The 16,052-nt window shown below is 47.4% G+C and carries 13 protein-coding genes and 1 riboswitch; of the genes, 2 read left to right on the top strand and 11 right to left on the bottom strand.

From position 1 onward, the window contains the following. The first annotated feature begins 119 nt into the window (after nucleotides 1-119). On the top strand, nucleotides 120-1,121 hold the full coding sequence (locus TTER_RS03255) for a Gfo/Idh/MocA family protein (RefSeq protein WP_012874604.1): 1,002 nt from the start codon (nucleotides 120-122) through the stop codon (nucleotides 1,119-1,121). A 36-nt stretch (nucleotides 1,122-1,157) separates the two neighbouring features. On the opposite strand, the gene TTER_RS03250 is transcribed toward TTER_RS03255, so the two are convergent. From TTER_RS03250 to TTER_RS15560, 11 genes are all read right to left on the bottom strand, one after another. Then, nucleotides 1,158-2,021, bottom strand: coding sequence for a hypothetical protein (locus TTER_RS03250; RefSeq protein ID WP_012874603.1), 864 nt, complete (start codon nucleotides 2,019-2,021; stop codon nucleotides 1,158-1,160). A 12-nt stretch (nucleotides 2,022-2,033) separates the two neighbouring features. Further along, entirely contained in the window at nucleotides 2,034-2,633 is a 600-nt protein-coding gene (locus TTER_RS03245; RefSeq protein ID WP_169302610.1) for a polysaccharide deacetylase family protein, read from the bottom strand. 77 nt (nucleotides 2,634-2,710) lie between these two features. After that, nucleotides 2,711-4,567 carry an MGDG synthase family glycosyltransferase gene (locus tag TTER_RS14580; RefSeq protein WP_012874601.1) on the bottom strand — a complete coding sequence of 619 codons (1,857 nt, stop codon included), beginning with the start codon at nucleotides 4,565-4,567 and terminating at the stop codon, nucleotides 2,711-2,713. A 414-nt stretch (nucleotides 4,568-4,981) separates the two neighbouring features. Beyond that, nucleotides 4,982-5,782, bottom strand: a complete 801-nt coding sequence (thiM, locus tag TTER_RS03235; protein ID WP_012874600.1) for a hydroxyethylthiazole kinase — start codon at nucleotides 5,780-5,782, stop codon at nucleotides 4,982-4,984. 17 nt (nucleotides 5,783-5,799) lie between these two features. Beyond that, nucleotides 5,800-6,594 carry a bifunctional hydroxymethylpyrimidine kinase/phosphomethylpyrimidine kinase gene (thiD, locus tag TTER_RS03230; protein WP_012874599.1) on the bottom strand — a complete coding sequence of 265 codons (795 nt, stop codon included), beginning with the start codon at nucleotides 6,592-6,594 and terminating at the stop codon, nucleotides 5,800-5,802. Between the two features lie 6 nt (nucleotides 6,595-6,600). Then, nucleotides 6,601-7,605 (bottom strand): thiamine-phosphate kinase, encoded by a 1,005-nt coding sequence (gene thiL, locus TTER_RS03225; RefSeq protein WP_012874598.1) that lies wholly within the window; start codon nucleotides 7,603-7,605, stop codon nucleotides 6,601-6,603. Continuing rightward, nucleotides 7,602-8,252: a thiamine phosphate synthase gene (gene thiE, locus TTER_RS03220; RefSeq protein ID WP_012874597.1), complete on the bottom strand. Its 651-nt coding sequence runs from the start codon at nucleotides 8,250-8,252 to the stop codon at nucleotides 7,602-7,604. The genes thiL and thiE overlap by 4 nt, the downstream gene beginning before the upstream one ends. Further along, the gene (gene tenA, locus TTER_RS03215; protein WP_012874596.1) at nucleotides 8,240-8,932 is read right to left on the bottom strand and encodes a thiaminase II; all 693 of its coding nucleotides are present in this window, start codon (nucleotides 8,930-8,932) and stop codon (nucleotides 8,240-8,242) included. The genes thiE and tenA overlap by 13 nt, the downstream gene beginning before the upstream one ends. 64 nt (nucleotides 8,933-8,996) lie before the next feature. Then, nucleotides 8,997-9,118, bottom strand: a riboswitch (TPP riboswitch). Between the two features lie 70 nt (nucleotides 9,119-9,188). Then, on the bottom strand, nucleotides 9,189-9,380 hold the full coding sequence (locus TTER_RS03210; RefSeq protein WP_012874595.1) for a hypothetical protein: 192 nt from the start codon (nucleotides 9,378-9,380) through the stop codon (nucleotides 9,189-9,191). A gap of 170 nt (nucleotides 9,381-9,550) precedes the next feature. Next, nucleotides 9,551-10,231: a hypothetical protein gene (locus TTER_RS03205; protein ID WP_012874594.1), complete on the bottom strand. Its 681-nt coding sequence runs from the start codon at nucleotides 10,229-10,231 to the stop codon at nucleotides 9,551-9,553. A gap of 177 nt (nucleotides 10,232-10,408) precedes the next feature. Beyond that, a complete protein-coding gene (locus TTER_RS15560; RefSeq protein ID WP_012874593.1) occupies nucleotides 10,409-15,355 on the bottom strand; it encodes a PAS domain S-box protein in 4,947 nt (1,648 codons plus the stop codon). Nucleotides 15,356-15,494: 139 nt separating this feature from the next. On the opposite strand from TTER_RS15560, the gene TTER_RS03190 reads away from it, so the two are divergent. Further along, nucleotides 15,495-16,034 (top strand): hypothetical protein, encoded by a 540-nt coding sequence (locus TTER_RS03190; RefSeq protein ID WP_041424332.1) that lies wholly within the window; start codon nucleotides 15,495-15,497, stop codon nucleotides 16,032-16,034. Nucleotides 16,035-16,052 lie beyond the last annotated feature (18 nt).

Raw genomic sequence — 16,052 nt, 5'->3', positions numbered from 1 at the left:
CCTATTACACACAAGCATAAGCAATAAGATGTAGTGCTTACTTATAACCTTGACCTTCTAATCATGGCAGAGGGTAAAATCCACTGGGCACACAAAATAACATATCAGGGAGTTGAAAGGTGACTGTTAAGATAGGACTAATCGGCTGTGGAGGAATCGCTCATCAACATGCGAGAGGGTATACAAAGTACCCAGATTTAGTCAAAGTAACAGCGGTATGCGACATAGTAGAGGGTAACAGGCAGGAGATAGCAGACATCGTTGGTGGAGCAGAACAGTACAGTGATTACCACAAGATGCTGCAAGAAGCAGATATAGATGGCGTAGATATACTCCTACCACACCATCTGCACAAAGATGCCATCGTTGCGGCCGCGAAAGCTGGCAAATACATCATGTGTGAGAAGCCGCTATGCTTGAACATGCAGGAGGCTGAGGAGATACGTCAAGTAGTACGTGAGAACGGTGTTACCCTCATGTGTGCCCACAACCAGCTGTTCTATCCTTCCGTCCAGAAAGCCAAGGAGATCCTGGATCAGGGATTACTGGGAAAGATCTACGAGATTCGAACCGTGGACACTTTCTTTAATAAGTGGGTGAATGCTAATGCTGGGTGGAGGGCCTCTCGCGAGTTAGTGGGCGGAGGTGAACTCATAGATACTGGGTATCATCCTTCCTATCTCCTTCTCTATCTAGCTGCCAGTGAGCCTGTAGAGGTAGTCGCTATGCTCAGCAGGCACAGGCTGAACATAGAGGGTGAGGATTCAGCACAGGTACTTGTACGCTTTGAAAATGGCGCAGTCGGTAACATCGTGACCAGCTGGGCTTACGATAAACCCGAAGGGTGGTCTCAGTTTCTAGTGATAGGCGAGAATGGCCAACTTTACCGCAAAGATAACAACCTAGTCCTCGCCCTTGATGGGCAAGAACCTCAGGTTTATGAGTTTCCAGCAGTCAACACTTTCCACATAGAGATGGGCGAGTACGCGAAGGTAATTGCTGAGGGTAAGCGTCCGCTTCAGAACGAGGAAGATGGTATCAGAGTACTAGAGCTTATACTCGGAGCCTACAAGTCTGCAGAGGAGAAAAGAATCGTCTCCCTAGGAGCTGTCACCGCTTAGAATCGAGGCCCTGGGATATTCCAGGGCCTCACTTTTTCACTTTTTTGTAGAGGCGGTTGAGGCCCCAATTCGAGATATATTTGAAGATACAGAAAGCATCAAGGTGCCAACCATGCTCATACTTATTCCCAGCATGAGCAAAACTCTCTTGAAGTTGTCTGCTGGCCATGTCTCACCAAATAATATAGGTGCTGCCGCCAAGGGTAACATGTTACTTATAGCCAGAATGATAGGGGATACAGTTGAAGCGGATCCATATCTTAAAGCTCTTACCTCTTCCCAAAAACCCCACAGGCTAGTGACTACAAGGCCAATTAGAAGCAATGCTAGTGGTAATAAGTGTTTACTTGATATATAGATGGCTATAGCCTTGTTACACACCCCGCTAAATGCATATGCAGATCCTGAGGCTATAGCTTCCAATGACACCCTCTTAGACAATTGAAATATTTCAAGCAGATATGGAAGCGTAGCCAGGCTTAAAAACAGAATGCACAGAAGAAACCATTGCACCAAGCTAGGTGTAATATTCCCCATAGGTGGAGATGCTATAACTGTTAGCATTGTTCCTAGCAACAATACGCCTACAAGAGCAAGGTCCCGCCTGCCAATCATCTCTCTTAGGCTCCAACGTGCCATGATTAACAGGAATCCAACACCAGCTACACTGAGCACTCTAGCCAACGTCAGGGAGATAAGCCTCAAGGATAGAACTTCGAACACCCAGCCAAGAGCGTTCATTAAGACTATGAGGATCACGCTATTAGCCTGATTTAAAAGCCAGGATCTAGATATAAACCTGATACCTGGCAAGTGCGTCCTTACGAGAGCCGCCAATACAACTGTGGCAAAATTGTAGGCCAGGCTAGATAGAAGAATAAACAGTATACCTAACAACATCGACCCTATTCCTTAGACTAGATCACAGAGGAGGGTGGTATGCATCCCTTTATCCGCAATATGTTGCAGAATGATCGGAATTGCCTCGATCGTACGCAACGGTGCGCCTGGATAGGAATACCTATCAGAATCGTGCAAGAGTATGATATCACCAGCCTCTGGAGTTCCGATATTCTGAGCTATTTGTAATGGCGTGGCTTCGGGCATCCAATCTTTGCCCCACCGTGACCATAGCACACGCATCCATCCCTGTCTGACGCTCTCTACCCAAGAGGCCAAAGAAAACACACCATAAGGAGGACGTATATATCTTGGAGAAACGCCTGTTGTGTCCTCGATGATTACTTTGCACCTACGCACATCCTCTATAGTCGTCAATGGGGCACGCAGGAGATGGCTCACGTGCCTGTATCCGTGTATGCCTATCTCATGGCCTGCGGCAACCACTTCTCTCAGCAGATTGGGATGGCGCTCGACCTGTTCACCCACCACGAAGAATACCGCCTTAGTGTCATATCTTGAAAGAACGTCCAAGATCTTTACCGTATATACATCTGGACCATCATCAAAAGTGAGCACAACAGAATCGCTACTGTCTACCCTTCTGATCACAGGAAATAATAATCCGCCCATACCAAGACGAGAAACAGCAGGCAGTGCATGGGCAATTATAATCCCTGCGGGCAGAGCTATAAACCATTTATAGCTGTGCACGTCAATCCCCTAAGCCTGATAGCGTCCATTGTCGAATGCAGGTGATGAACAGCTTCTGATGGAGATAATCCCCTAGCATCAACAATGATAAGACCTTTATCTGGAAAATGTCTGCCTGTTTTATGCCAGGTGGCAAGATGTGTATGCTTAGGCATTTCGATCAATTCGGTAATGTTCGGACTCCCTGCAGGGAGAAAATAATGAGGATATTCACCGGTATGATCCTGGATCTCATGAGCTATCAAAGCTGCATGTCTCCGTTCGCTGAATGGAGAGTGCAGTCTACCTTGATATGAGGGCTCAGACACACCAAACTGCACTTTTCTACTAGGGTACAGACCAATCGCAGCCTTGTCATCGGCAAAGATCGTTATGCATCCATCAGTATTCCAGGCGGCTTGCTCTATAGCCCTGGCAGTTAGAGGGTCGCTTACTCTCACCCCTATAGACACCCTACCTTTAGGAGCATGATAGCCAACCACCGGCAATTTCAATGCCCTTGAAGCAAGCACTAATCCTGTTGGAGTAAGTGATAGCCACAGGAACACACTGGCAGCTATGATGCCATACCCAACTCGGCGCAACCAGTCTGTAGCATTACTTACACCAACGGTTGCACGTGCAGGTCGAGCAATTGTGCTATCTACAGCATCTACCACAGAGGGTGTAAGAGAGGAGGGTATCGGCGTATGTAATGATCTCTGTCCGCTCATGACCTCAGTCAATAGATTAGTAAGTTCTTGAGGTGTACGGGCACAACAGACTGCTCCCGCTTGCTCCATGACGCGTACGTTCATCTCTCCGTGCCCAGGTACTGGATTGTACATTATGATTGGCAGCCCCACATGTAGGGCCTCCAGGCAGGTAACTCCACCCGCATTCTGTATGAGACAATCAGAAGCTGCCATGAGATCAGGCATGTTATCAGTCCAACCTAAGATCTTGATATTAGGTGTATTCCCAAGACAGGCTTCTAGGTGTTTCTTTAGACCAACGTTCTTACCCGTTACAACTATAGTAAATGCTCCTGCTGCAGCTGCATGCTCGGCCGCTCCTCGTATATCGCCAATACCCCAAGCGCCACCAACTACTAATGCTACAAAGGCCGCCTGTGGAATTCCCAGCTTAGTACGGGCAATACTCTTAGGAGGCAGATTATCAAAAGAAGGATCGACTGGCATTCGGACTACCCAAGCTTTCCCTCCAGCAGACTCCACCAGCCTAGCAGATTGCTCTGAGGTTACTAGATGCATATCCGCATATGGAGATACCCATAGTGCATGCACACCGTAATCTGGTATAACCGCAACCACGGGCACTTCCAGCTTACCAGTCCTTCTGAGATATCCTAACGCAGCAGTGACCAATGGATAGGTCGATATTACAATGCTTGGTTTACTCTCTTCTATTACAGGCAGTAACCTTCGAGAAAAGAATACCCCCACAAGCAGACGAATTAGGCGTGCAGACCAACCAAATGCAGTCAGTTTGAAAGTCACATCCCACATTAGCGATCCAAGAGATTTTCTGGACCAGCGCATATGCCTGAGCATTCTGGCGTAGGAGCCTACCATTATCCAGTTGATGAGATCTCCCATCAGTCTCAATCCATCTTCAACATGTACGGTGTAGCCATTCCTTTCAAGCTCTGCTCTAACTGCTTGTCCTATAGCCTCATGTCCACCACCAACAGAGGCGGTGAGAATAATTGCAATCGGCTTGCCTTCATTTCGTACAGTAGGTGTTGATGAAGCATTTGTACGACAAGATAAGTATCTTAGGATCAGTACTACTAGGGCGATAAGAAGTATAGATAACTCACCGATGATCAAGACACCCTCCAGGTAGTAGAAGAATTTTAAGGAATATGGTGCTGAACGATAGTTTTTGGCCCAGCCAAGTATCAAACGAAGAAGCTACAAAGGATGTTCCTATCAAGCAACGTAATCAACCCTATAGAGGTAAGTCTGCAGGGACAAACTAAGACAAGCCTGAGGATCAAAGGTGGGAGAACTCGAACTTATCAGCGCTTTAAAATGCAGCCTTTTGTTCGTACCAAGAATTTAAGTAAGGTTTTTCGACGAATATTGAAGTCCTATGAGTCTCTGCACCCCTGGCGCCATTTCTGTTCTTACTTCTAGCTTTGACGGCCCCACAGGGTGCAATGCATTGTTAATCACTCAGTTATTTTTGTCTTCTTGGAATTCATCGGTACAGGGAAATTAGATTCCCTGTACCGATGGAAGTTAATCCTCCACCTCGCGAATATCTATTCCATCCACTCCCTTAGTGAGCAGGGCGGCAGCCTCATCCAACAGTTTGCTCCTGAAAGTTCCAGGTCCTGGCTCATGTTTGGCAGCACGCTCCGCAGCTACACCGTAAGATCCTAAAGCCAGGGCCGTCTGTAGAGCAGGATCTTCGCCGGTAGTAAGGAAAACACCCACAGCCGTAGTAGCCATACAACCTGAGCCTGTGATCCTTGCGAGCAAAGGATGACCATTATGGACCTCAAAGACTTTATTCTTACCAACAATCACATCGAACACACCTGTAACGGCGGTAACCACTCCAAAACGCTCAAAGAACCTTCTGGCTACATCTCTAGGGTCTTCATCGCCTACAGCCTCCACCCCCCTGACTTGGCCTGAGCCTACGAGCGCCCCTATCTCCCCTCTGTTACCCCTAACAACAGTCACCGGCAGCTCCTCCAGAATGCGCAAGGCCGTCTCAGTGCGCAGTTTAGTGGCACCTGCTCCAACAGGGTCAAGAACTATGGGGACATTGTGTGCTGCGGCAGATCTGCCAGCACGCATCATAGCCTCAATAGACTCTCCAGAAAGAGTTCCTATGTTGAGTATCAACGCCTTTGCTGATGCCGTCATTTCCTCCACCTCTTCAACCGCATCAGCCATAACGGGGAGAGCTCCCAGGCCCAGAGTAAGATTGGCAGTATCGTTTGCCACAACTATATTGGTTATATGATGGACCAGAGGCTTATTCCTGGCTACTATCCTTAGAGTCTCAACAGCTTTGACTTCGTAATTCAATCCTACCCTCCTTGCTTTTAATCAAGATCTGCTTCCCATTTAGGAAAATGCTGTAGTGGACCATGTCCAGCCCCTATATGAGGAGCCTGCCTTATGGCCTCGCTCACGTACCTTTTAGCTATGGAGATAGCTTCGTAAACGCTTCTACCTCTGGCGATCTGGGCAGCTATAGCGGAAGAGAATGTACATCCAGTCCCGTGAGTGTTGTTTGTATGTATACGCTCGCCCCTGAACTCGTGAAACCGCTGACCATCAAATAGCAGATCTACCGGATCACCCTCGAGATGCCCCCCTTTTACGATCACATATCGGGCGCCCATTGAGTGCAATACCCTGGCAGCTATTCGGCGGTCCTCCTCACTCTTGATGCTAACATCAGTCAGAACCTCGGCCTCGGGTATGTTGGGGGTTATTACCAGAGCCAGGGGAATTAACTTCCGTCTCATGGCCTCAATGGCATCCTCTTTCAGGAGTCTATCGCCGCTCTTAGCTACCATCACTGGATCCACAACCAGGTTCTCTATCTCCCACTTCTTGACCTTATTGGCTACAGCCTCAATGATCTCAGCGCTAAATAACATCCCAGTCTTGGCAGCATCGGTACCTATATCACTCATCACAGCATCAATCTGCGACTCGACAATCTTAGCCGGCAAACCATAAACATCAGTAACGCCCAAAGTATTCTGAGCAGTGATTGCGGTGATCACAGAAGTACCAAATGTGCCCATAGCAGAGAAGGTCTTAAGGTCGGCCTGTATGCCTGCACCACCACCAGAATCAGATCCAGCAATAGTCATAGTACGCTTCATGATTAATCACCTCTTGAAGTGATCCCATCCCTTGCTAAGTATGCTTGCATCATTCAAGCCTTCCAGCTGCAGTCCTGCACTCTGCGGCAATATCTCTCCTATCAATGTAAGAGGAGTACCACCCAGACCATTATCAGAAGCTATACCGTCCAAGACGCGCCTGTCTCCTGTTAGCAACAGTTCGTAGTCTTCACCTCCAGACAGAGCCCAACGTAACGCGTCCTTCCCTAGCGTGGATGCAACCTCTCTGACAGCGGTCGCTATAGGCAATCGATCGGTATACACAACAGCTCCGACTCCACTAGCCTCCAGAATATGCCCGAGGTCACTTATGAGGCCGTCGCTTATGTCGATCATTGCAGATACCGCCCCGGTAGCAACTAAAGATCTTGCCTCGTACAGCCTTGCCTTAGGTGTAAGATGAGAACTCGTAAGCTCTTCCCAAATACGCTCATCGCAATTCCTCAGTTTGCTGCACAGCAGCTCAAAACCGGCAGCAGAGCTCCCCAGCCACCCAGTTACATAGATACCATCTCCCGGAGCAGCACCAGATCTGAGTACAAGGTGTTCTGGCTCAACCTCGCCAAGAAGACAGACATCCACAAGGAGTCCGCTCCTGGAGCTAGATATATTCCCGCCTATCACATCCAGACCATACGCATGAGAGGCCGAGTATATACCTTCATAGAGCTCTTCGACGAGCTTGAGCTGGCATGAATCTGGGAGCGCAAGGCTTACCAAAGCGTGTCTGGGCTGACCACCCATCGATGCTATGTCACTGACATTAATAGCTATCGCTTTTTCACCCAGCTGCCTGGCTCCTGTGTATTCAAATAGAAAGTGGATTCCTTCCACCTGCGAATCAATAGTGGCAAGCAAATATTTATCTGAGCTAGTTCTCAAAACTGCCACATCATCACCTGGCCCTACGATCACATCCCGGCCATATTCGGGCAACTTATCCACTAGACGTTTTATAAGGCCAAACTCTCCAAGCTCATTCAGCTTCATCTATGTGTGGTCCCATATGAACTATGAGCATCTATTACAGCCCTCAGATTGCGAGCCGCCTGGGTTATATCAGAGGCTGCTACTACAGCCGATATCACCGCAACGCCACTCACACCCGTCTCAAGCACATCCACCAAATTCTCCTGAGATATGCCGCCAATAGCCACAACAGGAATATCCACAGATCTTACTATCTCTGCGAGCCCAGTCAAACCTATTGGGGGAGCAGCATCAGCTTTACTACCAGTAGGGAATACAGGACCAACCCCCAAATAATCCGCTCCTTGCTGTTGAGCCAACAATGCCTCCTCAACAGTTGATGCCGAGACACCGATTATCTTATTCCCCATAATCTTCCTGGCCATAGAAGCTGGTATATCGTCCTGCCCAAGATGGACTCCATCTGCATCTGAAAGTAACGCTACGTCCACCCTGTCATTGACTATAAACGTTACCCCAGAGGCACGAGCAATATCTCTAAGGCGCAGCGCAGTCTCTACTTGTTTCCTGCCACTTAACTCCTTATCCCTGAACTGAACTACCGTAGCCCCTCCCTCGATCGCGGCAGCTGCTATCTCTTCGTGAGACCTGCCACCTGATATTTTTCTATCTGTTATTACGTATAGCCTAAGATCTAAACTGGCCATTGTTCCTGTCTCCAAGCCATATCCCAGAACATCCACTCGTATCTGCTACTTGTGATAAATATCTTTTCCAGTCTACTTATCTCCATATCATCTGCATGGATCGTGGATTCGTCCAGTACTTGGCGTAACCATGCACCCACCTGTTCAAAATCATCCGAAGAGTAAGTCAACAGCCAATCCCTGTAGGGATGATCACTAGCGGGTGTTCCTTGCGAGCTAAAGTACTTGCCTACCTCGGCATAGATCCAGGCGCAAGGCAGGATGGCTGTGATGATCTCTGGCAGAGTACCAACGGAAGCTACAGCATGCAAGTGGCTGGTGTATGCGTAGTTAGTAGGTGCCATCTCCACGCTCAACATCTCTTCAGGAGACATACCGAAGCGTTGAGCGTATGAACGATGTAGCTCCTGCTCCACTCTTATGGTGTTGAGGAGGAGTTCTCCGAACCTCTCCATATGAGCCAGCTGTTGAGATCTGGTGGTTGCATATCCAAATATCTTAGTAAGCTCGTTGAGAAACAAGGCATCTTGGCATATATAGAACCTGAAATTCTCTTGAGGAAGGCTCCCATCTCCTAGGGAGGTTACGAAAGGATGCTCAAACTGCTTCTGCCAGATTGGCCTTGCAAGCTCGTACAGGTGTATGGAAGTAGAGCCAGTTTTCAGCTTAGCTTCACCCATTTGCTTCTCCTAAGCTCAATTCTTTATAGATAAACAAAAAGCCGTCGGGTAGAAGCCGACGGCCAAAGAGATCTGTATGATTCCCTGCGCCAGCATTACCCGGTTCAGGTTCCAACGGTCGGTGGAGCTCCCTGGGGATTGTCCACCCTCTCAGCCCGGCTGACCCGAGCTCCCGTATCCTCAATATTCACTTGCCACCAGACTATAGCAACGCTGATAACCTTTGTCAATAGAGCAAGCTAGAGCAAAGCAGACATCAGGCGCTGGATGTAGCTTCAAGTTCGCTCATGGAAGTTTCAGAGGTCAGAGACTCGCGAATGAACTCTACCTTGTACTTATCTGTAACTAGATAGCAGATGGACTGTACCACCCAGCCATCCCTCACCATAAGCTCTATGCCTTTGATCATTTCCTCTCTTGATTCATACTCGAGAGTAGAGATATCCATGATCCTCACCTCTTAATAAAACAGGAAGGACAGTAGAGGGGGTGGCTCACCACTTCCACCCCCTGCAACGGAGGGATGTCTGCTACTGTCCTACCATAAGCTTAAACAACATTGATCTAGAAAACGATACTCTAAAGTAGAGTTTTCGTCCTACACTTTAGAGTAGGAAACTAGTGTATGATCCTGCTGGAGTAGGTATGATTACCTGCGTCCTCTCTTGAATCTCTGTGCAGGTCTGAAGCACCTAACGCCATGACCTTCTCTACTTCCCACTCCAGATCCTCAGCTTTATCTAATACTTCTTCTGCGTCGTTGAATATAGTAGTTACCAATTTGTCCTGGAGCTTAGCAGCTATCTGCGAAAGCACATCTGCCAGATCTGCTCTGAGAGCCTCAGGAATGCTGCTATCAGTTTCAACTGATTGCAGCGCTTCATAACCATAGAGCGAATAAAGGTACATACCTACTCGATCACAACGATCTATTGAATCTTGCATGTTAGCTATAAGGGATTCAGGATCGAGAGCGCTTATCTGCCTAATAATATCTTCCTTGCGGCTAGCGGCCACCAGCATGTCATTAGGGCTAAGGGCGACTCCCGCATCCTTCAGTCCATCAATTGTTGCCCTAGCTATAGACTTAGCTCTGACAACCAGATCCTTAGCTCTACAACTGATCTGCTGAAGGTGAGGCCACCAACTTAGAACTATGGCTTCGTGCAGATGAGGAGTTTTGCAGGTTTCCAACAACCTGAGATAGTGTTCCCTTGACCTGCGTATATGACCAGTCTCAACCTCCAGCTCAGTTAACAACTTCTGTAATCTGCAATGATAAATACCAAGTGGTGTCATCTTGACCCCCAAAAGAATTTCCTGCCTCCCTCCTCCTGCACCTGACGATCCTGCGGGGAGGCAAATAGAGAAGTTACAGGATCATCAGGAACGATAATAGCAATAGCAGGAAACGGGCCACCACGCTAAAAGGGATAGGGGGTACCTACACTTAAGTGTAGGTACCCCCTATCTGGATTACTTGCTGCTTAGGCCATGTTGTACTGCCCAAGCAACCACCTGTGCTCTACTCTGGAGATGGAGCTTGGATAGAATATTCCTTAAGTGATACTTCACGGTATGCTCGCTAACCCCAAGTTGTCTGGATAAGTCCTTAGTAGAAGTGACCCCATTTACCAGCAATTGGAGTATCTCCTGCTCCCTATCTGTCAACATCTGCAACGAAGAACTCCTTACAGGCCTTGAGAACTCGTCGATCAACTTGCCAGCCAATCGAGGAGTAATAGCTGGTTCTCCGCGGATAACGTTCCGTAACAACTGGAAGAACTCCTCGGATTCCAGGTTCTTAGGGATAAAGCCTTGCGCTCCAGCCTTGATAGCCTCGAATAGATCTTTGTCTTCCTCGGAAGCTGTAAGCACTATGACCTTTACACTAGGTTTATCTGCGCTGATCAGTCTGATTGCATCCAGGCCACCCATTACAGGCATAGAGAGGTCCATGAGAACTAGGTCAGGGCTTAGGTTATGTACGAGCTCTACTGCCTCTTGACCATTACTGGCCTCCCCTACCATTTGGAAACCTTCAGACTCTAATAAGCTCTTAATACCATCACGAAATAGCGCGTGATCATCGGCGATGACAACTCTAAGGCCGGTCTTATTAGTCATATCTTCTATCTCATGAGAGATGGGTACCCTTACTATAACCGTAGTACCAACTCCAGGTTCTGAGTTGATGCATAATAACCCACCAATGGCTTCTGCCCTTTCCTTCATCATAGAGATTCCAAATCTCGGAAAATCACTACGACCTTGATCATGAACATCAAATCCTTGTCCATCATCTTCTATAGTTACTTGCAGCCAGTTGTCGACTTCTTCAAACTTCACCTTAGCAGAGGAGGCATTAGAGTGCTTTCGGACATTGGCCAGCGATTCTTGGATAATCCTCAAAAGCTGGATCTCAGCAGAAGACGGAATGGCATCTAGGTCCACATCTGGATCTATTTCCAGCTCTACTTTGATTGAACTCTGCTGCTCCCAAGTGCGGATGTAATCAAGCAAAGAGTCTTTCAATCTACGTTCGGAGTCAACAGAGGTTCTCAAGCCGAGTATATCTTCCCTGAGATCCGCATAAGCGGATCTAGCGGCGCTTGCCAACTGCTCTAGCTGAACAACAGCTTCCTCCACACTTCCGTGAGATAGCATTCTATACACGGCCTGAGCCTTGGTGTTAACATACCCCAGAACTTGGGCTAACGTGTCGTGCATTTCCCTGGCAATACGCGCTCTCTCCTGATTAATAGCAGCCTCGCGACGATCAGTTACATCCCTAAAGTTCAGTAAAATGCCCTTAATAGTAGGGTCATCGAGGAGATTAGTACCTATAACCTCCATGTATCGCCATGTGCCATCCTGCCGCCTGAACCTGAGCTCCGTGGTAGAAGGCTGCCCATTCGTAGGCAACAAATTACCAAGGAAATCCTTATACCTGTCTATATCGTTGGGATGCAGAATATCCTCTACATTGACACTAAACAAGCTATCTTTTGCATATCCAAGCACATCCTCAATTGATGGGCTTACATACTTTATAGCTCCTGAGGGATCACAGATAAGAAGAACATCAGACTTGCTCTGTGCAAGCACTCTAAGATGACTTTCAGATATCTGAGCCTCAAGGTTGATCCTCTCGATACCGTTAGCTATGACGTTAGAAACAGAGCGCAAGAAATGAAGATCCGCTTCATCGAAGCCTCTATTCTCTTTCCTACGAGCGACTAACACCCCGTAAGGCTCATCCCTGCCATGCACTATCATTGTTAGATAGTTTGCATCTTCATCTCTACCTCCCCCGCCTAGTGCATTTGGAGGATTATCGCTACTCCAGAGTGCTCTCCACCATTGCGAGATATCTGGGACCTCAAGATGATTCGGAGTAAGGCTAACATCCCACCCAAGAGAAGACCTCAGTATAAGCTGATTTTTATCTCGATCAAACCCATAGTATCCGATGCCTGTAAGTCCTAGTGCTTGAACAGAGACAGATAGAGAATCTTCTAGCAGATCATCCAGGTTCATATGAGCCAAGGCCCTTTGGCCCAGCTCTGCCAACATGTCTTGTCTCTTTACCTGAAGGGCTAACAAGTTTTCGGATCTCTTGCGCTCGGTTATATCCCTGTCTATACCGAGTACAAGTTCTCTTCCTCCCACCATTATCAGCGAAGTAGTAAACTCGATTGGGAAGAGAGTACCATCCTTCCTTCGATGCCAATCCTCCCCCTTTACCACACCCTCTCGTCTTATCTGCGCCAGATGCCTATTCCTCTCATCCAAGTCGTCCATGCTTGGATCAAGCATGGAAATTGGTGAACCTATAAGCTCGTCTCTAGAATAGCCATTCATCTGGCAGGCAGCATCGTTGCAATCCACTATCCTCCAGGGAACCTCTAAGTCATATGGATCCAGAAGTAATATGGCGTCAGGGGAATGCTCAAAGAGCGTTCGAAAGCGCAGCTCGCTCTCGCGCAGGTTCTCCTCAGCGCGCTTTCTTTCGCTAATATCTCGATCGATACCGAGTATAAGTTCTCGGCCATTGACGGTTATTAAGGAAGATGAAGACTCAACTAATATCAGTCTTCCGTCCTTGCTCTTGTGCAGAGCCTCCAGTTTATCAGGACCGTTAGTCCTTAAGGAATGTAGGTGTTGCTCACACTCTTCTGGACTCATAGGTACTGGGTGCAGAATATCCAATGGTTGACCCACTAATTCATCTCTAGAGTAGCCATTCATCCTGCAAGCGGCTTCATTACAGTCCACTATCTTCCAAAAAACCTGGTCATCATGAGGATCTATAAGGAGAATGGCATCAGGAGATTGCTCAAACAGCATTCGGAATCTAGCTTCGCTCTCAAGTAAAGCCTCTTCCGATAGCTTCCTATCGGTTATGTCCTGTACGGTGCCTTCGTAAGCAATGGCATTTCCAGAGGCGTCTAAAATCTTCCGAATACTAATAAGCACCCATATAGCAGCTCCATCGACTCTGGTTATCTTCGCCTCGTAATCCTTGACGTATCCTTTGGCACGCAGTTCTTGCTTGAGGTCATCAAAGCAATCACCGTCGACGCAGACTCTCTGCAGACTATCTGCCTCCAAACCAATAACATCCTCAACACCGGAGTAACCCAATATTCTGGCGAAAGCAGGATTAGCCGCCACCAGCTTACCTTTCGCAGATAGCTGGAACATACCCTCAACGGAGTTTTCAAATATACGCCTGTACTTTTCCTCTGCTTCTCTTCTGGCTTGCTCCTGCCATCGATTGTGAACGAACGCCCCTATCTCGTCGGCTATTCTCTGAAGCACTCTTAGGCTTCTGGAATCTCTACCGTGGTTGCCCTCTCTCCAGAACTCAAGAGCTCCTGTTACCTTACCCCCTACAGTGATGGGAATAGCCACTCCAGTCCAGATCTCATCTCTTGTATTAGGACCATTAGCGCCGATTGAGTGGACGGCCCAAACGGGAGAGCCATCCTTTACGTCATCAATGATCCTATAATCAGCACCTAACAAGTGTCTGAAATCGATCTGTTTATCAACAGCTATACGCGCCGATCTCCAACTATGTAAGCATAGAGGGGAATCCTGATCACCCTGCTTAATCCATATGGAGGCATAATCCCACTTGAATGCAGGACCTACGATCCGTAATATCCTCTCACACACCTCTTCAAGAGAAGAAGCGCTCACTAGCAACCTGTTTACACCGTATTGAGCCGCTAACTGCTGCTCAGCCTCCTGCTGCGAGGTTATGTCTTCCTGTACAAACACCACTTCATGCAGCTCATTTCCGAGCTGCACAGGAAACATCACACCTTTCACATATTTATTGATAGTCTTAGCATAGCTATCTTCAAGCTGGATCTCATATCTGATGGGTGGAACTGATACAGATATCCCCTGAAAAGCTTGCCGTATATAGGGCATCAGACCCTTTTCAAGAAGCTGTCTATCAGAAAATATGTTGTAATAACCTATCTTGTTTCTATCGGTAAGCCATATCTTTTCCCAGGCCTTGTTGACTCTAATAAGACGACCGTCGGGATCAAAAACAGCTATCCCAAAGGGAGACTCTTCCAGGATTGCACTGTTCTCGGTTCGAAGACTGAGCAGGGACTTATATAGATCTCGGACATAGGTTATGTTGTTTAGAAGAATAAACCGCAACTCAGTATCCCGCAGTTTGACAGGCAAGATGGTAAATTGAACACAAATCTCTACGCCCGACTTCCTCAGTCCAATTATGTTGTCGATGGACAAGCTATCCGGTGAGAAATCATCTAACAGCTTGTCCAAGCTGATACTTTCGCCCTGCAAAGAAAACAATTCGCAGCCCAAGAACACATCCTGGACCTTAATGTCAGTTTCTTTACCTTCAAAACCTAGTAGTTCTAAAGCTGTGCTATTGATATAGAGAACATTATCGTCAGCATCCGCAATAATCACCCCAGCAGACATCTTGTAGAGAGCTGCAAATTGGGAGCTGTCCACATAAGGCGTAGAGGAAGGAGTATCTATTAGCAGCAATATAGCATTATGAGGACCAAACTGACCTTCCTCCTCTTGCATATTTATGGGGGAAGCGAAAAACCTAACCTCGGTCGGGAATTCGCTGCGCAGGAAGATCCGATCTATAAAGGTCAAATAATCCCCATCAATACTGGTACCTAAACGCTCAATTGGGCATGGCTCTGAGCGTTCGGGATGAGAACCATGCAAGACTTGGCAAGCAGACTTACCTATGACATCATCGGCGTTTTTACCTATTAGATCGAGAGCAGCCCTGTTAGCAAATATAACTTTGTTAGAGTGGCTTTCTATAACTAATAACGGTATGTAAGCCGATTGCCAAGGCAAATGACTTTCTGAACCAATCCCGGTGCCCATGGGATCTGAACTATCCATCCCCTTTCTCCTGCCGAAGGAGGGAAACATCAGCTTACTTGACAGTATAAAAGCAGTGAGCTAATTGGGCAAGCCAAAATAAAAACAAAACCTGCTATCCTTTGTATGGACTGTATGGACGAAATCTATGGGGGTAAAAGTGTCTGAAAGGGCAATTAGAGTATTGGGAGCTTTAGGGATACTCGGAGGTGTAATCCTCATAGTCAACGACCTATTATTCCTGTTAGGAGCCAATATCAATCTTAGCCCGCTTGTAATGTTGCTTCTTAGCCTGTGTGTTGTGGGTCTATACTGGAGATTACAACCTAGAGACAAAGCTATTGCACAACTAGGACTTGCACTGGCTTATATCGCAGTACTAGCATCCGTGTTCAACATCTTCTATATAGCTTTGGGAGGACCGCCTGCTTCTCCACAGGAACCTTCGCTTATAGGAGTAAGCACTATCGCCTCGCTGATGGGAACTCTATTCGCCCTATTACTGATAGGGTTGGCCCATGTAACAAGCACGGGTATAAAGGAAGGCTGGCGACTGATTCCGATAATGACAGGTATCTTCTGGATGCCCTTACAGTCAATAACATCTTACTTCCTAGGTAGGGGACTAATAATAGCAGGGCTACTCTGGATCTGCGTGGGATACGCCGTACTAGCCAAAGCTGATATCCAGAAGAACTGATCTAGAGTTTCTACTTAT

The organism is Thermobaculum terrenum ATCC BAA-798 (assembly GCF_000025005.1).
GTDB lineage: Bacteria > Chloroflexota > Chloroflexia > Thermobaculales > Thermobaculaceae > Thermobaculum > Thermobaculum terrenum.
Note: the sequence above shows the minus strand (reverse complement) of the source record. Positions and strands in the feature narration are given on the sequence as shown.